Genomic DNA, 20013 nt, shown 5'->3' with positions numbered 1-20013 from the left:
GAGTCCAGGCTAGAAATAGCTGGACTCAGCGGTCTTTTGTTTGTAGAATGGTGGTATGCAGATACAAGGACGCCACCTTACCGAACAAGATATTGCATGGATACGTGAACTCATCCATTGTCACCCTGACTGGAATCGCACTCGGTTATCGCGCGAACTGTGTGCGACTTGGAACTGGACAAACGGCAATGGCCAGCTAAAAGACATGGCCTGTCGTACCATGTTGCTCAAACTTGAGCGACTGAAATACATTCGACTTCCAGCCCCTCGCGCCGTCGGCGTTGGAAACGCGACAAGAATCGTTCGTTCCGTTGCCCATGACACTACCCCCGTTTCGGGTCCCTTGCGAGATCTGTTGCCGCTGCGAATCGAGATTGTAAAGACATCCGCATCATCAGTTTTGTTCCGACATTTGCTCGCCGCATATCATTACCTGGGATTCTGCGGCGCGGTCGGTGAAAACATGAAGTATCTTGTCTACGACCGGTACGGACGCCCATTAGCGTGCCTGCTCTTTGGGTCTGCTGCTTGGAAAGTTGCGCCACGCGACGCGTGGATTCGCTGGACACCGGGTGTTCGTCGGAATTCCTTATCCCTTGTGACAAACAACATGCGCTTTCTCATCCTCCCTTGGGTCACCGTTCCCAATCTGGCTAGTCATCTCCTCAGCCGCATCGCCAGTCGCATCTGCCGAGACTGGATGGACAAGTATGGTCATCCGGTGCACCTGCTGGAGACGTTTGTCGAACAGCAACGATTCCGTGGCACGTGCTACCGGGCTGCTAACTGGATTCAAGTCGGCCAGACGCAAGGGAGAAGCCGCAATGACACGCACCATACCTTGAGCGTTACACGCAAGGATGTTTATGTGTATGCCCTGGTGCCCAATGCAAGGGAGGTACTTTCGAATGGAATTTGAACTGGAATTTAAAGCAATGGAACGTGAATGCATTTTGCAAGTATATGAACAGGGACCTGATGCGGTTGTTGATTTGGTACGAGGACTCGTAGCTATCGTTGAGCAACAGGCGGCTGAAATCCGCGAGTTAAAAGAGCGTGTAAGGGTCCTCGAGAGCCAAGTGAACCAGAACAGCCGCAATTCCAGTAAGCCTCCATCTAGTGATGGATTTCGTAAACCAACGAATTCACGCCAGCCGGGTGGTAAGAGAGGCGGCCCCAAAGGGCATAGCGGGCACACTCTGCTCATGAGCAAGACCCCCGATGAGGTCATCGTCCACAAGCTTAACGCCTGTCCCAACTGTGCCGCATCGTTGGAAACGGTAGCCACGAAGGGCCTCGTGAAACGTCAGGTATTCGACTTGCCCGCACCTCGTCTCGTTGTGACAGAGCACCAAGCCGAGGAAAAGCGCTGTCCCTGCTGCAATACATTGCAACGTGCCAGCTTCCCGGATGGCGTCAAAGCTCCAGTGCAGTATGGGGATGGATTTGCAGCATGGACCACATATTTAAATGCCTATCATATGCTCCCTTTAGACCGAATCGGACAGTTCTATGCCGACCTAACTGGACAACGGCCCAGTGAAGCGACCCTGTTGAGCCAATTAGAGAGCATGGCGGGTGCCGTGGAGTTAAGCGCCATCCCCGTCATTCGGGAGAACTTGTGCAATGCGCCGCTGCTCCATACCGACGAAACGGGTGTACGTATCGTCAACAAACAACATTGGTTGCATGTCGTGTCCAATCCAGAATGGACGCTCATGGACACTTATCCACAGCGTGGTACCGGCGCGATTGAAGGCATGGGGATACTGGACACCTTTAAGGGCGTCGTCGTTCATGACTGCCTCTCGGCCTACTTCCGACCCATCTACTCATTTGAGCATGCGCTATGCAATGCTCACCTCCTGCGCGAATGTCAAGGTATCCTGGACAATGATGGACATCAGTGGGCTAAGCAGATGAAGGAATTGCTCCGAGGCGCTTGGAAGCTCACTAGGGACGCCCGGGAGAAGGGTCTCCCGCTCGCTGATGAAACCATTGCCGAGATTGAGACGGCTTACGATGCCATTCTTGAGCTAGGCAAAACTGAATGGGCGCTGGATCCTGTGCCGACGAAAACAGGACCACGTGGACGAAAGTGCAAAAGCAAAGCCGCTAATTTAGGACAGCGATTTGAGTCGCACAAGGAGTCCATCCTTCGCTTCCTTTGGGATGCGAACGTGCCCTTTGACAACAACCAGGCGGAACGGGACATTCGGATGACCAAGGTGAAACAGAAGGTCTCCGGGCTCTTTCGTACACAGGAGGGCGGTAAGACCTTCTCCGTACTCCGCAGCCTTATCTCTAGCCTGTTAAAACAGAACCTTCCTCTACTTCCTTCCCTGGTTTCGGTCCTTCGTGGCCAGCCGGTCTTCGCAGGGACCTGACAAAAGTAGCCCAAAAAGTCTGTCGCAAGGGGTGTCCTCAACACCCCCTTTTGGGGTGCCTTGCGACGGGGTACCTGAGTAGTAACCGCAGGGCAGCCTATTCACTACTTTTCGCGGCTTGGATGGGTGATTAGGCTGCTAGGGACCGCTTAAGGTGGGCCGAAGCCCCCCGATCCGTCCCTTCAAGGCTCCTTAGGCAGTTTCGGACAGCCTAAGGAGCGCCAGATCCCGGTGTTTCCCGGTCATAAGCTGTCCTATGCGGCTATGGCTTGCACCGGATGCAGGGAGTCCGCGGCGACGCGTGAGAGTACTTGAGCTGCGGTGCCACCATACAGAGCATGGGGTGCCTTGGTGTGGATCACACTTTTGGGCAGGCGCTTTGCGGGCGGCCAACACGGCCGCCCTTTTCATGTCCGCGTCGTCAGCCAGCCGACAAACTGGTAGGTCTGGAAAAACTGCAGAGGCTCTGAAAATCCCGTGTCGACGAGCAGTTGCTTGAGACGATCTCCGGGGATGGCGGCGCTCTGCTCAATGTTCTGGCGCAGCTTGGCGGCGAGGCGTTCTTGGCCCGTCGCTGCGATGGCGCCGTCGTAGAGCGCCTGGCTGTGCACGGCCGACGGAAGGTCGCCGTTGCCGTCGTCCCGGACAGCCGAGACGAGAATCAGCGGCGAACCTTCGCGAAGCCGGGACGCGATCCCCTGGAGCAGGGTCCGTCTCTCGTCGTCGCCGGCGACGAAGTGCAGCACCAAGATGCACGTCGCGGCGTCGTGCAAATGGGGGTTGGTTGCGTCGATCGCACCGCAGCACCACCGGACGCGTTCTGCCACGCCAGCCGCTTCTGTGCGGGAGCGGGCGGAAGCGAGCATGTTGGCAGCGGGATCGACTGCTGTGAAAGTCCAGTTCGGGTGTGCTAAGCCGAGCGTGATCAACTCTGTCCCGCCGCCAGCGCCGACGACGAGAACGCGGCCATCGTCCGGAACGAACGGGCGCAGGTAGGCGTCGACCAGTGTGTGCAGGCCGTCGTAGGTCGGCAACAGCACGCGGATGTCAGATTGGTAGCGGTCGGTGTGCCGCTGCGGCAGTTGCTCAAACCGCAACCCGCGGTCGACCGCATGTTGCGCAGGTGTGTTTTCGTGTGACTGCATCGGCGATACCCCCCTTGGCGATACCCCCCTTGGCGATACCCCCCTTGGCGATACCCCCCTTGGCGATGCCACCTTGGCAGTGCAGTTGTGTACGCCAAATCACTTACGGTTGCTTATCTGACGGCGGGCCTAGCTTTTCGTCGATCCGCCGCTCAATCTCCTCGTCGGTGAGGTTGTACTCGTTTGAGAATTGCTGCGCTCGCCTGCGCTGCTCGTAGTAGTACTGGCGCATCTGCGCGCGCGTCGGACGGGGAGGTGTCCCGCCCCTGCGACGGGCCGTCGCCCGGTAGATGAGGTAGCTGAGAGTCCCCGTCACGAGCAGCATCAGGAGGCTCACCAAGGGGTTGCCAAAACCAAACCCGATGATCACGCCAGCCCCTCCTTTCTTGTCTCTCCTCTTCATGATAGCGTACGCGCATTCGCTCAACCAGCGAACCCAGCGAACCCAGCGAACCCAGCGACAGGATCCTGTGTGGCGGGTTTTGGGCGGGGTCGACCTCCCGGTCGCTCGTGGGCGTTGTCGGTGAGCGTTGTCGGTGAGCGCAGACGCGTGCGCAGAGGTGATGTAGGCGGAAGCGATGACCTCATCGAGAGATAACCGGGGTGACAAAGCCGCACGGAGGCTGCCCAAACGGTGTAATGCACTGTCGGGGCAGCCCAGTTGCCGCTTCGGGAGTACCTAGCGGAGATGATGCACTCGTTAGACGAGCCGGATGCTGAACTTGCGGATCCAGGCGTCGATCTCGATTAAATAGTGGAACAGCTGCGCTGTCGCCATAATCTGACCGAACCACGGCCGATGCTCCAGTTTCCCATAGCTCGCTTCCGCCAGCGCCTTGACTGCTTGTGGATCGACGAGTGTGCGGATTGCTGAGTCTGGGTCGTCCAACAACTCCAGCGCCCGTGCTCGGGTTGCAGCCAGGTAGCGGGGGTCTGGATTGGACGGATATGGGCTCTTCTTGCGCGCGAGCGCGTCTTCCGGGAGGTAGCCGCGCATGGCACGGCGCAAAATCCCCTTGGTCTGGTTGCCAGCGGTCTTCAAGCGCCACGGGATGTTGAAGACGTAGTCGACCAGCCGGTGGTCGCAGAAGGGTACGCGCACTTCGAGGCTCGCACCCATCGTCATGCGGTCTTTGCGCTCCAGCAAGGTCGGCAGAAAACGGGTGATGCTGAGGTACGAGATCTCGCGAATCCTTGCCTCCTCTGCCGACTCGCCGGGCAGCCGAGGCACTTCCGCCAAGGCCTCGTGGTAGCGGTCTGCGACATACTCTTCTGGGTGAATCCGCTGGCGCAACTCTGGCGACATGATATTGACGCGCTCCTGCAGCTTGAGCGACCAAGGGAAAGTGTCCGCTTTGAGCGACTCTTCGCGGTGGAACCACGGGTAGCCGCCAAAGACTTCATCCGCTGACTCGCCTGACAAACCAACCGTGGCGCCCTTTTTGATCTCGCGGCTAAACAGGTAAAGTGACACGTCGATGTCTGCCATTCCAGGCGCATCGCGGAAGGAGAGCGGTGTCAGCAGGTGGTCGACCATCTCCGGCACGTCAAACACGACCGGGTGATGGACCGAGCCAATGAACTCGGACACCTTGCGCGCCCACGGGCTGTCAAGGCCGGTCTGAAAGCTATTCGCCTCAAAGTGTTCCTCCATCCCCTCGAACTCGATTGAGTAGGTGTGGAGGGGCGGCTTCCCTGCCTTTCGAAACGCCTCTGCGGCAATGGCCGAGACAGCGGACGAGTCAAGGCCACCAGACAAAAACGTGCATACGGGAACGTCGGAGACGAGTTGCCTCGTCACCGTGTCGACCATCAAGTCGCGAACAGTCTCGGTCGTCTTCTCCAAGTCGTCCTCGTGCGGACGGCTCTCAAGCTGCCAGTAGACTTTCGCGTCCAGTTTCTCGCGCGTCGCCGTGAGGTGCCAGCCAGCGCGCAGTTCGTGGACGTCCTTGAACAAACCGTGACCCGGGGTCCTTGCTGGGCCAATCGCGAACACCTCAGCCAGCCCGTCGGTTTCGACCACGGGCTCCACTTCTGGATGCGCAAGCAGAGCCTTTAGTTCGGAGCCGAACACCAGGCTCGCGCCTTTGCGCGTGTAGAACAGTGGCTTGACACCTAGGCGGTCGCGGGCCATAAACAGATTCTGACGCGCTTCATCCCAAATCGCGAATGCAAAAATACCGTTTAACTTGTCGACACAGTTGGGTCCCCACTCGACGTAGGACACGAGCAGGACCTCGGTGTCAGAGTAGGACTGAAAAGGATAGCCGCGAGCGAGCAGCTCCTTGCGGATGTCTTCCGTGTTGTAGAGTTCGCCGTTGTAGACGACTGTGTAGCTGCGGTCTCCAAACGTCCGGGTCATCGGTTGGGCGCCGCCGCTCGGGTCAACCACAATCAGACGCCGGTGCGCAAATGCGCAGTGCTCCGACAGCCACGTGGCATCCGCATCTGGGCCGCGGCACACCAGTGTCTCGCCCATGGCGAAGAGCGTTCCTTGTTCATGGGTGAGGTCGCGATCCCAATTCACCCACCCGGCGATTCCACACATGTCCCAAGCCCCCTTCGAGGTGTCCTCTTTACATGGGCAGATGCCCACGTCAAAACACCTGTCACCTTATGCAGAGGGACCATGGGGCGTGCAGGTCCGGCTGTGGTAGAATGGGGCCAAATAAGGAGGTTTCCGATGAAACCGATCACGATCCCAACTCGGGAAAACACGTGGATGCTGACCTGGGGGGTGCCGCTCTTAGCGGTCATTGTGCTGACTGCGTTTCGTCACATGCCGCCTGCAGGTTTTGCAGTCGTTGACATCGTCTTATTCGTCTCGCTCATCTTTGCGATGTGGCGTCTGTGGCAGAAGTCTTCCGTTACTTTTAACGATGACACCATCTCTGTGCACCGCGGGAAGAAGGTTGTGCGCGTCCTGAATGCGGACGAGCTCGATCGGATCTCTGTCACGCGTGCTGCCATCGGCATATACGTCAAAGACGGCGGGAGACTGCCGAAAGTCTCGCGCGGCATGCGTTTTCGTTCGCAAGAGGACCGGGATCAGCTGTTTCACGCCCTTGGGCAGTGGTGCAAGACGCACGAGGTGCAGTTCGTGCGAGCGTAATCACCTATCGCGGCCAGGCGGCCAGGCGGGCAGGCACTTGCGGCAGGTAAGGTCGGTTTCGATCACATAGCGGCGCCGTGCCGGCGGCCAAGTGTCGGTTTCGATCACATAGCGGCGCCGAGCCGGCGGCCAAGTGTCGGTTTCGATCACATAGCGGAGCCGAGCAGGCAGCCAAGTGTCGGTTTCGATCACATAGCGGCGCCGTGCCGGCGGCCAAGTGTCGGTTTCGATCACATAGCCGCATCGGATGGGCGGCCAAGTGTCGGTTTCGATCACATAGCGGCGCCGGGTAGGCGGCTAAGTGTCGGTTTCGATCACATAGCGACGCCGGGAAGGCAGCCAAGTGTCGGTTTCGATCACATAGCCGCGCCGTGCGGCCGGCCAAGTGTCGGTTTCGATCACATAGCGGCGCCGTGCCGGCGGCCAAGTGTCGGTTTCGATCACATAGCGGAGCCGAGCAGGCAGCCAAGTGTCGGTTTCGATCACATAGCGGCGCCGAGCAGGCGGCCAAGTGTCGGTTTCGATCACATAGCCGCGCCGTGCGGCCGGCTAAGTGTCGGTTTCGATCACATAGCGGCGCCGAGCAGGCGGCCAAGTGTCGGTTTCGATCACATAGCCGCGCCGAGCAGGCGGCTAAGTGTCGGTTTCGATCACATAGCGGCGCCGAGCAGGCGGCCAAGTGTCGGTTTCGATCACATAGCGGCGCCGTGCAGGCAGCCAAGTGTCGGTTTCGATCACATAGCGGCGCCGTGCAGGCGGCTAAGTGTCGGTTTCGATCACATAGCCGCCCCCGTCGCCCCCGCCGCGCCCGTCGCCCCCGTCGCCGTCCCTCCGCGCGGCGGCAGCGGCCCCACATACTGCGACTGCGGCCGGATCAGCCGGTTGTTCTGCGCCTGTTCTAGCATGTGCGCAGTCCAGCCCACCACGCGGCTGGCCGAGAAGGTCGGTGTGTACAGGGTTTTTCCAATCCCGACCGTTCTCAAGATGGCCGCTGCCCAGAACTCCACATTGGTGTAGAGCCTGCGGCCGGGTTTGTACTCATCGAGCAGCGCCACCGCAGTCTGTTCGACGTGCGTTGCGAGGTCAAACCACGGGTCGGCGCCAGCAAGGTCGCGCACGACCGCCTTTAGCGCCTCCGCCCGCGGGTCCGCCGTCTTGTAGACCCGGTGCCCGAACCCCATCAGCCGCTCGCCACGGTCCAGTTTCGCTCGCAGCCAAGCCTCCGCGTTCTCTCGCGTCTGGATTTTGTCTAGCATGTCGATCACGCCGGACGGTGCGCCCCCGTGCAGCGGACCTTTCATAGCGCCAAGCGCCGCAGTCAGGCCAGCGCTCATGTCGGACTGGGTGGACAGCGTGACGCGGCTGGCAAAGGTGGAGGCGTTGAGACCGTGATCCATGGTGAGAATCAGGTAGGCTTCGAGCGCGCGCGTGTGCGCAGCCGACGGAACCTGACCGGACAGCATGTAGAGGTAGTTTTCGACGTGCGAGAGGTCAGAGCGCAGCGCAGGGAGAGACTGCCCGACAGACTTTGCGTAGACACTTGCGACGAGGGTCGGAAACAGGCCGGTCAGCAGCGTCGCGTCAGCGAGCGTTGGCGGCCACTCCTGGCACGGCACCACGGCAGAAACAACCGTGCGTACGCCGCTCATTACATCGATGGCTTGCGGCAGGGCGCCTACGAGTGTTTGCAGCTCGTGTGGCATGACCCGCGCGACCTTCAAACTCGCCTCCATCTGTAACAACTGTTTTGCGTCCGGCAAGTCCCCTGTCCATAACAAGTGCGCAACTTCTGCGAAAGAGTGGTGCACAGCCAACTCCGGCGCCGGATACCCTCGGTACACCAACCGACCCGCTTGACCATCCACCATGCTCAGTTCCGTCTCTGCGGCAACTACCGTATCTAAACCATTGACTGATGCCATGACAAACTCCTCCTATCCAGTTCGCAGTAAGGGATCCGTGTGTAGGGATACACCGTGATCGTACTCTCGGAAATTGATTTTGTATAATGAATAAATGTGTATATAATAATCACAATATGTAATCGGTAATCGAGGCAGGGTGGGTGGGGACGAGCGTGGATACACAGTGGCTGGAGACGTTTGTCGCGGCGGCAGAGGCAGAGAACTTCCGGCAGGCAGCGGAGAAAGTGCACTTGGCACAGCCGACCGTCTCCCTGCACATCGACAAGTTAGAGCAGCACCTCGGCGTGCTGTTGTTTGAACGCTCCGGCCGCGGTGTGCGCCTGGGAGAACACGGGCGGCGGTTCCTGCCCTACGCACAGTCAGTGCTCGCGGACCTCCAACGCGGGCAGACAGCCGTGGCGAGGCTCGCGCAAGGGTACGACCAGACCCTTGCGATCGCAGTTTCACCGCTCATCGCAGCGACGTATCTGCCGCGCTGGCTCCAAGGTTTCTTGCGCGACTATCCAAACGTCGAAGTTGCTGTGCAGGTGATGGAGTCGACTGACATTGCACAGGCGATCGCGGACGCCGTTTGCGACCTTGGCTTCAGCCGCATGCCGTCGCAGTTGTCCCGCATTGAATCGCTTCCGCTCTACGACGACCCAGTGGTGGTCGTGGCGCCGGTTGGTCCACATGATCTCGATGGTCCACCACGCACCCTGGAAGAACTCTTGTCGACGTATCCGCTCCTCACGCACAACCACCCGCTCTACTGGGACGACATTCTGACCTCGTTGCGCCAGCAGTTCGGAGCGCTGCGCAGCATGCGCGTCAGTCAGGTTCACGTCACACTGCGCTGGATTGAGGAGGACATGGGGTTCTCCTGTCTGCCGAAGAGCACAGTCCGACGCGCGCTGCTGCTTGGGTCAGCCGTCGAAGTACCAGTCCCTGACTCATTTTCGCTGCCTGTTGCGCGCACGTACCTGTTGCACGACTCTGGCGTCGTCTCAGCCGTTGGACGCACGTTTTGCGATTTTGTCCAGGCATACATGGGCCAGCGACGGGTATAGGTGCCACTGTGTGCCCAGCGCAGGTTTGCGCCCCCGTGCCACTGTGTGCCCAGCGCGGGTTTGCGCCCCCGGCTGGGCGCCGATGGAACATTCCCCCTGCCCAATCTGACAAGCGTCTGTGCTAGAATGAATTTGCTGAAATTTCAACCTAATGATAGACAGGGGGAGTGGATCGCGATGGCCGAAGCGTCGGGCATTTCGTTGATTGCGGAGAGTGAACAGATTCAGCCACCTGAGTCGTATCGTCTCAAATCGTATGTGCAAAGCTACGAGGACTACCAAACCCTGTACCAGCGCTCGATTGACAATCCCGCAGGTTTTTGGGCCAGTGTCGCCGACGAGTTGACCTGGGATGAGCGGGGCGCAACCGTGATTGAAGGAGACATGCCAAACTTTCGCTTCTTCCCTGGCAGCAGCATCAACGTCGCCGTGAACTGCGTCGACCGACACGCAGAGAACCCGCTCACGAAGAACAAAGTCGCGCTGTTCTTTGAAGGCGAGAACGGCGACCGGAGGGCGGTCACGTACCTGCAGTTGTCCGACGAAGTGCAGAAGTTTGCGAGTATCCTGCGCTCCTTCGGGCTGCAGAAGGGCGACGTAGTAAGCGTCTACATGCAAAACCTAGTTGAGACGTACGTGGTTCTGCTCGCATGTTTTCGCCTTGGCGTCGTCTACAACACGGTGTTTGCGGGTTTCTCCGCAGAGGCGCTGCGCGAGCGCATTGTCAGCTCAAACGCCAAGATGGTCGTCTGCGCGAACGCCAGTTACAGGCGCGGGCGGGTTTTGCAGCTCAAACAGACCGTCGACGAAGCGGTGCAGGGTGTCGCGAGCGTCGAGCAGGTGGTCGTCTTCAACCGCATTCCGTCTGCTGACACTCCGATGACGGCTGGCCGCGACTACGACTACGACGCCTTGATGGCCGCAGCCAAGCCATCCTGCCCCGCCGCAAAGCTGGACTGCAACGACCCAGGGCTGCTCATCTTCACGAGCGGTACGAGTGGGCGACCCAAGGGCATCGTCCATGCCGGAGGCGGCTTTCTGCTCGGAACGTACGCCTACACCAAGTATCAGCTCGACTTGCGGCCGGAAGACGTCTACTGGAACACAGCGGACATCGGCTGGTTGACGTCGCACATCTTTGTTCTTGTCGGCGGGTTGGCGCTCGGGACGACGACGATTCTCTACGAAGGCGCGCTCGACTACCCACAGCCCGGACGGTTGTACGAAGTCGTCGAACGCTACCGCGTCAACAAGCTGTTTTCGGCTCCGACGGCGTACCGGATGATGCTCAAGCACGGCGAAGAGGTCGCACAGCGTTACGACCTCTCGACGCTCGAACTGTTGGTCTCCGTCGGCGAGCCGTTCAACCCAGAGGCCTGGCACTGGGTGCGGCGTGTGGTGGGCGGCGGCAAGGCAGTCATCAACAACACGTGGGGGCAGACCGAGACGGGCGGGACACCGCTCGCGTCGTTGCCTGGGGCCGTGCCGATGAAACCCGGATCGTGCGGTGTACCTTTCTTCGGCCACAAACTCGATGTAGTTGATCTCGACGGTCAGGTGGTCGCAGATGGCACACCCGGCTACCTTGTCGTCCGCAACGTGTTTCCGAGCCTGGCGCGGGACGTGTTTGGCGATCACGACCGCTATCTCAAGTCGTACTTCAGCCAGGTGCCTGGCGCGTACTTCACGGGCGACAGCGCCGTGCGCGACGCCGACGGTCAGTACTGGGTGCTCGGGCGGGTGGACGACGTGATCAATGTGTCAGGCCACCGCATCAGTACGATGGAGATGGAGAGTTCGCTGATCCAGCACGAAGCGGTCGTGGAAGCCGCAGTGGTCGGTCAGCCGGATGAAGTGCGCGGCGCTGTGCCAGTCGCCTTTGTCACGCTGGAACAGGGATTGGCGCCGTCTGTGGAGCTCGAAACGGCGCTGAAGGCTCAGATCGTCCGTGACATCGGCCCCTTTGCGCGCCCCGACAAGGTCGTCTTCGTCGAAGGCATGCCAAAGACGAGGTCTGGCAAGATCATTCGCAGGATGCTTCGCGAGATCATCCAGGAAGGGACGGTTAAAGGGGACGTCACGGGCCTTGAGGACATGGACATCCTCGAGCAGTTGGTGCAAGACATCAGCGGCCGCTGACTCGACGCACCTGATTTCGATAAGCACGCTCCTGAATCTCGAGAAACAGACGGGGGTCAGGCAGTTCGGCAAACAGGGCGTGGCTCGGCCCGCCAATGGCGTCATCGGTGTTGACTTCGATCAGCCACAGCTTGCCACTGCGGTCGATGCCGAAGTCGAGTCCGACTTCAGAGAACCGCCTGTAGGGGGACAACAGGTTGCAAATGCGCTCGCTTGACGTGCGTAACGCCGCCTTAATGCGCTGTCGCTGGTTGACTGTGGCGGCGGCCTTTGGTAGCGCCCGGCGCAAAGTGTGTGTGACCTCCTGCACACTGCCGTGGCTCGCTTTTACGTTGGAGACGACCGCCCCGTCACCGCCGACCCGGGCCAGCATGCCGGCCGTGATCCACTTGTCATCTTCGTTTCTCTGCATCAGCACTCGGATGTCAAACACGCGACCGTCGTATCGACAAAGTGGGGCCGCTTGTTGGACAATCGCAGCAAGCGGTGGGTAAACTGTGAGCAGTGCGAGGACGAGGTCCGACCCGGAGGCGTAACTGCGGAACTGTCCGCCGCTTGTGAACTGCAGTTCTCTGCCGCGTCGCTGTGCGACGCCAACGTTTTGACCCCCCCAGGCGTGCAGGGGTTTGATGTAGATTTCCGCGTGTTTGTCGAGGAACGGCAACAGCGTTTGAGGGTGCCAGAGCTGCGTCTCAGGCAGGTGACAAGGGCCGATGTCTTCACCGGACAAGACGCGGTGCATCTGCCACTTGTTAAACGAACCGCGCATAAGGTCGAGATCGCCACGTCCCACGCAAAGACCTCCTTAAGCAGGCTGTTATCCGAGTGAGTTCCCTATACGCTATGCACAGCGGGCGCAAGGCTGTGGGGAAGTGCCTAGTACACCACAAGAAGAGGAAGGAGACAGGCATGACGGCGGTAGAGTCAGAAAACCTGGAAGCCGAGCGGTGGATGCGCGAAGCGCTCCAGTTTGCACGTGCTGCAGAAGACCGCGGTGAGGTCCCGATTGGCGCTGTGGTCGTCCACGATGGCAAGGTCATCGCAGGCGCGCACAACTGGCGAGAGACCTGGCGCGATGGCACAGCGCATGCGGAGATGATCGCGATCCGCGAGGCGAGCCGCAGGCTTGGGGCTTGGCGCCTGCAGGACTGCGACCTGTATGTCACGCTTGAACCCTGCCCAATGTGTGCAGGAGCCATTATGCTCTCGCGCATCCGTCACCTCTACTTCGGAGCGACAGACCCGAAGGGTGGCGCGATCGCTTCGAAAGTAGAATTGCTCAGCGCTGGGCGGTGGAACCATCACCCAGAGATTACTGGTGGCGTCCTTGCCCAAGAGTGTGGTATGATACTGCAGGCGTTCTTTCAACGCTTGCGCGCCGCAAAGTCGGGCAAGCCCTGAAGCTCGCCGTCCGCTGGCGGCTGAACGAAGCGCGTGGACCATACGCTTTTTTGCATCGACCTGGAGAGATGTCTGAGAGGTCGAAAGAGCTCGCCTCGAAAGCGAGTAGCCCTGCAAGGGGCTCGTGGGTTCGAATCCCACTCTCTCCGCCAACTGCCCACTGTGCCCAAGGACCAAACTGGGTCCCGCGCGGCGGAAACTCCTGAACCGTGTCAGGTCCTGACGGAAGCAGCACTAAGGGAGACCTTCCGGGTGACGCGGGGCAACCTGGTTTGGTTCTTGGTCACGGTGGGCAAAAATTTGTCTGTTAGCGGGCTGTATCTTGTCGCATGAGCGATTAGGATACAGCCCGTTTGTTCGCATCCATCAGTCCTGTTTTGGAGACTCGTGTCGCTTCTTTAGAAGTTTTGTCGTAGAGCAGGAATCCTGCAGTGGACGAGGAATTTGATGCCCTCACGAGACTGAGGAGTGGCCTCACCACTGACGGGGGGACGTCATCATGGGAGACACGAATGCGCACGATGTCGCGCCGAGGCCTGAGGATGTCATCAATCCGCCGTGGCACTTGAACGCTGCGGTTCTCTTTATCGACACAGGGGGTAACCTCTGGTTTTGCAATGAGCAATCGCGAACGCTGTTTAACACCGGACAACCGCTGTACCGCGGTGTGCCTCTGTCGGTGTGCATTCCAACCGAAGGGGAAGAGTATCGTGTACTGGCGAAGGCGGCTGCCGAAGCACAGGAACTCCGGGACTTCGTGATGCGCTGGGAAGTGGACGGACGCGTGCGCCACGTCCTCATTGACACCTTTCAGGACGTCAATCCACTGACAGGACAGAGCGGTCTGTATATGTTCATGAAGGACATTGGGAACTTCACATCCATTGACCAACAGGTGCAACACGCGGAAAAACTCTCGATGACGAGCAAGATGGCGGCAGGAATCGCGCATGAGATCCGCAACCCGCTGACCGCGATCAAAGGCTTTCTGCAAGTCCTCACACAACGCTTCGAAGCTGCGCAGATGAATACAGAGCTGGAATTTGCAAACGTGATGATGGCGGAAATGGGACGACTTGAGCGGCTCGTCAGCGAACTGTTGCTGTTGTCTACGCCGCGTGCGGGGCAGAGGTCGGTGAGTCGAGTACTTGACCTCGTTAGGTCAGTACTGCCGTCACGGGAGGGACGTCAAGACGCCATTTCAGTCAGAGTCGATGTTCCCGACGACATCTATATCGAGGCTGACTCTGAGATGATTCGCACTGCGCTTGCTCACCTCATTCAAAACGGAGTCGAAGCCATGGAAGCAGGCGGCGATTTGGCCGTTTCCGCGGCGCAGACTGGGGACCATTTGGAGATTCATGTGCGCGACAGCGGCCCGGGGATTCCGTACTACATGATGGACAAGGTCTTTGACGCATTTTTCACGACGAAGGACAAGGGCATCGGACTCGGTTTGCCGATTGTTGAAAAGGTGATGGAAGCGCACCAAGGTGAGATTCGGGTGTCGTCTAAGGGCTTTGGTACCACATTCACAATGCGGTTGCCTGTTGCGCAAGCTCTTCGCTGAGAGTGTCGGATTGTCGCGCGCAACTCCCGTGTGATACGGTTATGGCATGTCCAGTGCACTTGCCGGACGGGAGGGAACCGCGTGTCGTATCAGGCACTCTATCGCTCATGGAGACCACAGACTTTTTCCGATCTGGTTGGCCAGCCGCACGTCAAACAAACCCTGACCAACGCTGTTCTGTCCGGGCAGGTTGCGCACGCCTACCTGTTTTGTGGACCGCGTGGGACAGGCAAAACCAGTGCAGCCAAAGTACTGGCGAAGGCGGTTAACTGCGAACACAGGGACGGCGCCGACCCGTGCAACGAGTGTGAGGCATGCCGCAGCATCAATTCGGGCAGCAACGTCGACGTGGAGGAAATTGACGCTGCTTCGAACCGCGGTGTCGACGAAATCCGCCAACTGCGTGACAAAGTACAGTACGCACCCACTAGCCTGACGCGCAAAGTGTATATCATTGACGAAGTTCACATGCTCACAACGGAAGCGTTTAACGCGCTCTTAAAAACCCTTGAGGAACCACCGCGGCACACTCTGTTCGTGCTTGCCACCACAGAGCCGCACAAAATCCCGGGCACAATTGTGTCGCGCTGTCAGCGTTTCGATTTTCGGCGGATCGCGCCGGAAGTCATTGTCGAACGGCTTGAGCGCATCTGTGCTGCACAGTCGTGGCAGGCAGACGCAGAAGCGCTGTGGAAAGTCGCGCAGGCAGCAGACGGCGGACTGCGCGACGCACTCGGACTTTTGGAACAGACCGCGGCGTACGGCCAGGGGCGCATCACGCCAGAGTTTGCTGCACACGTCGTCGGCGGCGTCGACACGGAGTCGCTCGTTGGGCTAGTGCTTGCGCTGGCGTCACGCGATGCTCTGACGGCTATGGATAAACTGTTGGCGTGGTACGCGAGCGGCAAAGACGCAGCGCGTATTGTTCAGGATTTATTGCAAGTGATGCGCGATTTGTTTATCGTCAAACTGTCTGCGGCCCGCGCCGAACAGACGTCATTTGCTCCGGTGCGGCAGCGGCTCGCGGAGGCTGCGAAAGAGTTGGACTCAGAGTGGCTGCTCGCCGCTGTGGGAAAACTCGGAGAGACATATACAAACCTTCGCTACGTCGATCAACCCCGACTGGCGCTTGAGACGTCGATTCTCAGTTTGACTCCGCCAGTTGCGCGAGACGCTGCGGTCGCCGCGAACCCGGCTCCGACAGTTCCTGCTGCGGGGTCGGCCCAGTCGATGTCAGACTCAGCGCTGTCAGCCCGCGTGGGATCGACCGCTGCTGCCCCTGCTACAGGTTCGGCGCCACAAGTTGCGGGTGGCGGTGCTCCGGCCCCTGCGCAGTCTGTCGCTGCAAGCAGTTCCGCTCCTGGCGCCGTGAGTAATCACGCGGCGAACACGCCTGTGCGAGCAGACAGGGTGAAGACGAGAGCAGCGGCCGATGGGCCGCGCAGCGCCCAGCGCAAACTCGAGGTCTTGCAAGACCTGTCGTCCCGCGCCGACCCGCATGTCCTGCAGCGCGTCCAGGCGGTCTGGAACGCTGTGCTCGAACGAGTTCGGGCGCAGAAGATCCAGACGCACGCCTGGCTCTGCAACGGACAAGTTGCGCTCTGTACGGCAGATGAAGCTGTGTTGGCGTTTTCGAGCCGCATCCACCGCGATGCAGTGATGAAGCCTGCTGACCGGACGCTCATCGAATCGGCGCTCTCTAGCGAGACCGGGTCAAACATGCGCATCCTTGCCTTGACGCGGGAAGACTGGGAGCAGTTTACGGCATCAATCGCAACTGAGGCAGCGACAGCTGCTAGTGAACCACAGCCAAAACCGACCGCAGTGGACTTAGTGGACCGCGCAATCGCCGTGTTCGGCAAAGAAGTCGTAGAAATTCAAGATGGAGAGTGAAGAGATGGGCATGAAGAACATGAACCAGATGATGCGCCAGGCGAAAAAACTCCAGGAGAACTTGGCGAAGGCACAGGAAGACTTAAAAGACCGAGTTGTCGAAGGCAGCGCCGGCGGTGGTGCAGTGCGCGTGCAGATGAATGGTCACCGGGAGGCGCAGGCAGTGACGATTGACCCGGAAGTCGTCGACAAGGATGACATTGAGACTCTGCAAGACCTTGTGCTTGCAGCCATCGCCGACGCGCTCAAGCAGGTTGATGAACTGACCGAGACTGAGCTTGGCAAGTACACCCGCGGGTTAAACATGCCTGGGTTATTTTAGCGATGTGGGGTTACCCGGAGCCCATCAGTCGGCTCATTGAACAGTTTATGAAACTGCCCGGTATCGGGCCAAAGACCGCAGCACGCCTCGCTTTCCATGTTATGGGGATGCCCATTGACGACGTGAGGCAGTTTGCGCGCGCCCTCGGCGACGTCAAGACGAAGCTGACGGAGTGCACCGTCTGTTGCAACATCACGGAGACGAGCCCCTGTTCCATTTGCGCCGATACGTCGCGGGATCAGAGTCTACTCTGTGTCGTGCAGGACGCCAAAGATGTCATGGCGCTTGAGCGCACACACGAATTCCGTGGAATCTATCACGTTCTGCACGGCGCTATCTCGCCGATGGAAGGGATTGGCCCGAATGACATTCGGATTCGCGAACTGCTACACCGACTGAACGAGTCAGACATCACTGAGTTGGTTCTTGCCACCAACCCAAATGTCGAAGGGGAGGCGACGGCGATGTATATTGCCCGCCTCCTGAAACCGTTCGCGGTCACGGTGACGCGCATTGCCCACGGACTGCCGATCGGCGGTGACCTCGAATACGCTGACGAGGTCACGCTTGCCAAGGCGTTTGAAGGCCGCCGCGAACTATAACCCTCTGTCGCAGCGATGCGACTGATACCTCGTTTCACACAGCGAGTTTCTCTGTAGACTAGCGAATGTGTTCATAAACTTGTCCTCCCCCGACTAAGATGTACTATCCGAAGGACGGGGAGGACGATAGCCAGTGACTTCTCGCGAGATGCCTGCATTGTCAGACCGAGAGCGCACCCCGCATGCCCATATTGTCGGTGAACTTCCATTTCCCGATGCACAGTCGTTTACGGACGTCGAAGTGGCGCAGTTTGTTCAGGAGCTTCGGCGTGCTCGCGACGAGGTCGTGACGGCCCGCAGACAGTTCGACACGGTGACAGACCCGCTTTTGGTCGACCACATTGTGTTTCGTCTTGGTGCTGCTGAGAAGCGGTTTAACTACCTGTTTCAGATGGCCAAACGCCTGTCGATCGCGGTCGACGGCGTGAATTGGGGCTGGTACGAAGAAGACTGACAAAGGACAAGGAGGTGCGGTGGACATGCTTCATGGACTTCACCTGTCGTGGGTCTGGTGGGCTGTCATCGTTGCAGCTGCGCTGTTTGCCATGACCCAAATCGTCCAGTACCCGGGCCGCATCGCTTGGCGACTGGGAAAAAGCGTGGTGCTAGGTCTGGCATTTGTACTTGCTGTGAACTGGGTCGGGCAGTACTTTCACTACCACTTGGCGCTCAACGCCATGACCGCCCTGACAGCCGGATTCCTTGGCATCCCAGGTGTCGCAGCGCTGGTGGCCATGCACTTATGGGTCTTCCCGGCTTGACGAGAAAGCCCCTCTGATTTGCGAACTGCGGATGGTTTCCGCATACTCAAGAAGAAACCAGTCGCGTGGAGAGAGGGGCTGTGACGGTTGAAAGCGAGTGATCTGTTCGTACGGTGCCTGGAGGCAGAAGGCGTTGAATACATCTTCGGGATTCCGGGTGAAGAGAACATTGACCTGATGGACTCACTATCTCGGTCGTCGATTCAATTTGTGGTCACGCGTCACGAGCAGGCGGCTGCCTTTATGGCGGACGCCTACGGTCGTATTACGGGCAAACCTGGCGTGTGTTTGGCGACACTGGGGCCAGGAGCGACAAACCTCATCACAGGTGTCGCGAACGCGCACCTCGACCGTGTGCCGCTCGTCGCCATCACCGGGCAGGCCGAACTTACGCGCCTGCACAAAGAATCCCATCAGAACGTAGATACGCTGCAGCAGTTTGAAGGCATTACGAAGTACAACCGCGCGGTCATGGACCCGACAACCATCCCGGAAATGGTGCGTAAAGCCTTTCGTCTGACCACAGAGGGCAGTCCGGGCGCGGTGCACCTGCAACTGCCCGAAGACGTGGCCAAGGAACAAGTGGCGGCGCTGCGCCCGCTCCCGGCCGCTGTTGCCGCGACGGTCCGACCGGACGACCGCGCCCTGCTGGAAGCTGCTCGGCTCATTGAAGAGGCGAGTCGCCCCGTCATTCTCGCTGGCAACGGTGTGGTCCGCTCGCGCGCATGGGAAGCGCTGCAGAGCTTCGTCGAGACGAGTCGACTGCCGCTGACCAACACATTTATGGCCAAAGGAATTTTGCCGTTCGACCACCCGCAGAACCTGTTCACGGTTGGCGGCACACCGTATGCGCCTGGTCTGCGCCCCCTGCAGGAGGCAGATTTGGTGATTGCCGTTGGTTTTGACCTTGTCGAGTACGACCCAGCGAACTGGAATGACGACTCGACCCGCCGGGTGTTGTACCTGCATTCCATCCCGGCTGAGACCGACGTGCACTTCCCTGTGCAGCTTGAACTTGTCGGCGACTTACGCGAGATGCTGCGCATGCTCGCAGGCATGCTGCAGCCGCGTACCGGTCCATCGGCACATGCAGACATCCGGTCGCGCAGGCTCGAAGAACTGCGCAGTCTGCCGTCCAGCGAAGAGGCACTGCCACGTCAAATCATGTGGCACCTGTCGGAGCGGCTGCCGCGGGAGACCGTCGTGATCTCGGATGTCGGCCTGCACAAAGTGTGGGTTTCTCGGTGGTACCAGCCGAAGCTTCCGGCGCGGACGATTATTTACAACGGCCTTGCCTCAATGGGGGGGTCACTTCCTGGAGCTATTGGGGCCAAACTGGCGCACCCGACCGACCCGGTCGTCGTGGTGTCAGGCGATGGTGGGTTTCTAATGAATGCGCAGGAATTAGAGACTGCGCACCGTCTCGGCGTACCGTTTACCGTGGTCGTGTTTAACGACGGGCAATACAGCCTAATCGCGAAAAAACAGCGCGATGCAGGACTGGCCGTGACGCACATCTCCTACACAAATCCGGACTTCGCACTGTTCGCTGCGAGTTTCGGCATCGACCACCGACGGGTGGACTCAATCGATGGATTCAAATCGGCACTTGACGAAGCTGTAACGAGTAAACGGTTGAATCTCCTTGAGGTGGTTCTGTAAATCGAGGTTGAATCCGTTGAAGGTCAATTGAAATGGATGTTGGTG

The 20013-nt window shown here is 59.3% G+C and carries 20 protein-coding genes, 1 tRNA gene and 1 other RNA gene; 15 read left to right on the top strand and 7 right to left on the bottom strand.

Translation table 11 applies throughout. The features are described from left to right. Positions 1 to 55: 55 nt before the first annotated feature. Positions 56 to 919 (top strand): Druantia anti-phage system protein DruA, encoded by an 864-nt coding sequence (locus tag JC200_RS10530; protein WP_274432013.1) that lies wholly within the window; start codon positions 56 to 58, stop codon positions 917 to 919. Then, positions 909 to 2387 (top strand): IS66 family transposase, encoded by a 1479-nt coding sequence (gene tnpC / locus JC200_RS10525; protein ID WP_274432014.1) that lies wholly within the window; start codon positions 909 to 911, stop codon positions 2385 to 2387. Before JC200_RS10530 ends, tnpC begins: the two co-directional genes overlap by 11 nt. 407 nt (positions 2388 to 2794) lie before the next feature. Here tnpC and JC200_RS10520 read toward each other — a convergent pair whose 3' ends face one another. The 3 genes from JC200_RS10520 to asnB form a co-directional block, all read right to left on the bottom strand. Then, positions 2795 to 3532: a class I SAM-dependent methyltransferase gene (locus tag JC200_RS10520; RefSeq protein WP_274436208.1), complete on the bottom strand. Its 738-nt coding sequence runs from the start codon at positions 3530 to 3532 to the stop codon at positions 2795 to 2797. A gap of 103 nt (positions 3533 to 3635) precedes the next feature. Further along, positions 3636 to 3902, bottom strand: coding sequence for a hypothetical protein (locus JC200_RS10515; RefSeq protein WP_274436207.1), 267 nt, complete (start codon positions 3900 to 3902; stop codon positions 3636 to 3638). A gap of 330 nt (positions 3903 to 4232) precedes the next feature. Further along, positions 4233 to 6080 carry an asparagine synthase (glutamine-hydrolyzing) gene (asnB, locus tag JC200_RS10510; protein WP_274436206.1) on the bottom strand — a complete coding sequence of 616 codons (1848 nt, stop codon included), beginning with the start codon at positions 6078 to 6080 and terminating at the stop codon, positions 4233 to 4235. Between the two features lie 135 nt (positions 6081 to 6215). Here asnB and JC200_RS10505 point away from each other — a divergent pair, with 135 nt between their 5' ends. Next, positions 6216 to 6644, top strand: coding sequence for a hypothetical protein (locus tag JC200_RS10505; protein ID WP_274436205.1), 429 nt, complete (start codon positions 6216 to 6218; stop codon positions 6642 to 6644). Here JC200_RS10505 and JC200_RS10500 read toward each other — a convergent pair whose 3' ends face one another. From JC200_RS10500 to JC200_RS10490, 3 genes are all read right to left on the bottom strand, one after another. Continuing rightward, a complete protein-coding gene (locus tag JC200_RS10500; RefSeq protein ID WP_274436204.1) occupies positions 6645 to 6920 on the bottom strand; it encodes a hypothetical protein in 276 nt (91 codons plus the stop codon). A gap of 21 nt (positions 6921 to 6941) precedes the next feature. Then, a complete protein-coding gene (locus JC200_RS10495) occupies positions 6942 to 7172 on the bottom strand; it encodes a hypothetical protein (protein ID WP_274436203.1) in 231 nt (76 codons plus the stop codon). Positions 7173 to 7420: 248 nt separating this feature from the next. Continuing rightward, positions 7421 to 8566, bottom strand: coding sequence for a citrate synthase/methylcitrate synthase (locus JC200_RS10490; RefSeq protein WP_274436202.1), 1146 nt, complete (start codon positions 8564 to 8566; stop codon positions 7421 to 7423). A 155-nt stretch (positions 8567 to 8721) separates the two neighbouring features. On the opposite strand from JC200_RS10490, the gene JC200_RS10485 reads away from it, so the two are divergent. After that, positions 8722 to 9618, top strand: coding sequence for a LysR family transcriptional regulator (locus JC200_RS10485; RefSeq protein ID WP_274436201.1), 897 nt, complete (start codon positions 8722 to 8724; stop codon positions 9616 to 9618). 177 nt (positions 9619 to 9795) lie between these two features. Continuing rightward, the gene (gene acs, locus JC200_RS10480; protein ID WP_274436200.1) at positions 9796 to 11757 is read left to right on the top strand and encodes an acetate--CoA ligase; all 1962 of its coding nucleotides are present in this window, start codon (positions 9796 to 9798) and stop codon (positions 11755 to 11757) included. Here acs and JC200_RS10475 read toward each other — a convergent pair. Continuing rightward, positions 11744 to 12550 (bottom strand): YheC/YheD family protein, encoded by an 807-nt coding sequence (locus tag JC200_RS10475; protein WP_274436199.1) that lies wholly within the window; start codon positions 12548 to 12550, stop codon positions 11744 to 11746. The genes acs and JC200_RS10475 overlap by 14 nt on opposite strands. A gap of 116 nt (positions 12551 to 12666) precedes the next feature. Here JC200_RS10475 and tadA point away from each other — a divergent pair, with 116 nt between their 5' ends. The 10 genes from tadA (at position 12667) to JC200_RS10425 (ending at position 19968) form a co-directional block, all read left to right on the top strand. Continuing rightward, positions 12667 to 13158 (top strand): tRNA adenosine(34) deaminase TadA, encoded by a 492-nt coding sequence (tadA, locus tag JC200_RS10470; RefSeq protein WP_274436198.1) that lies wholly within the window; start codon positions 12667 to 12669, stop codon positions 13156 to 13158. A gap of 62 nt (positions 13159 to 13220) precedes the next feature. Further along, positions 13221 to 13310, top strand: a tRNA-Ser gene (locus tag JC200_RS10465). Between the two features lie 24 nt (positions 13311 to 13334). Next, positions 13335 to 13434: signal recognition particle sRNA small type (gene ffs / locus JC200_RS10460), an RNA gene on the top strand. Between the two features lie 223 nt (positions 13435 to 13657). Then, complete coding sequence (locus JC200_RS10455) at positions 13658 to 14728, top strand: two-component system sensor histidine kinase NtrB (RefSeq protein ID WP_274436197.1); 1071 nt, start codon at positions 13658 to 13660, stop codon at positions 14726 to 14728. Positions 14729 to 14809: 81 nt separating this feature from the next. After that, on the top strand, positions 14810 to 16621 hold the full coding sequence (gene dnaX / locus JC200_RS10450; protein WP_274436196.1) for a DNA polymerase III subunit gamma/tau: 1812 nt from the start codon (positions 14810 to 14812) through the stop codon (positions 16619 to 16621). A 10-nt stretch (positions 16622 to 16631) separates the two neighbouring features. Further along, on the top strand, positions 16632 to 16943 hold the full coding sequence (locus tag JC200_RS10445) for a YbaB/EbfC family nucleoid-associated protein (protein WP_274436519.1): 312 nt from the start codon (positions 16632 to 16634) through the stop codon (positions 16941 to 16943). Between the two features lie 2 nt (positions 16944 to 16945). Then, positions 16946 to 17545, top strand: a complete 600-nt coding sequence (gene recR / locus JC200_RS10440; RefSeq protein ID WP_274436194.1) for a recombination mediator RecR — start codon at positions 16946 to 16948, stop codon at positions 17543 to 17545. A gap of 133 nt (positions 17546 to 17678) precedes the next feature. Then, on the top strand, positions 17679 to 17999 hold the full coding sequence (locus tag JC200_RS10435) for a DUF2508 family protein (protein ID WP_274436193.1): 321 nt from the start codon (positions 17679 to 17681) through the stop codon (positions 17997 to 17999). A 25-nt stretch (positions 18000 to 18024) separates the two neighbouring features. Beyond that, on the top strand, positions 18025 to 18306 hold the full coding sequence (locus JC200_RS10430) for a pro-sigmaK processing inhibitor BofA family protein (protein ID WP_274436192.1): 282 nt from the start codon (positions 18025 to 18027) through the stop codon (positions 18304 to 18306). 87 nt (positions 18307 to 18393) lie between these two features. Further along, positions 18394 to 19968, top strand: coding sequence for an acetolactate synthase large subunit (locus tag JC200_RS10425; protein ID WP_274436191.1), 1575 nt, complete (start codon positions 18394 to 18396; stop codon positions 19966 to 19968). Positions 19969 to 20013 lie beyond the last annotated feature (45 nt).

This window comes from Alicyclobacillus sp. ALC3, assembly GCF_028751195.1.
In the GTDB taxonomy this organism is placed as follows: domain Bacteria; phylum Bacillota; class Bacilli; order Alicyclobacillales; family Alicyclobacillaceae; genus Alicyclobacillus_L.
This window is presented reverse-complemented; position numbering and strand designations above follow the sequence as displayed.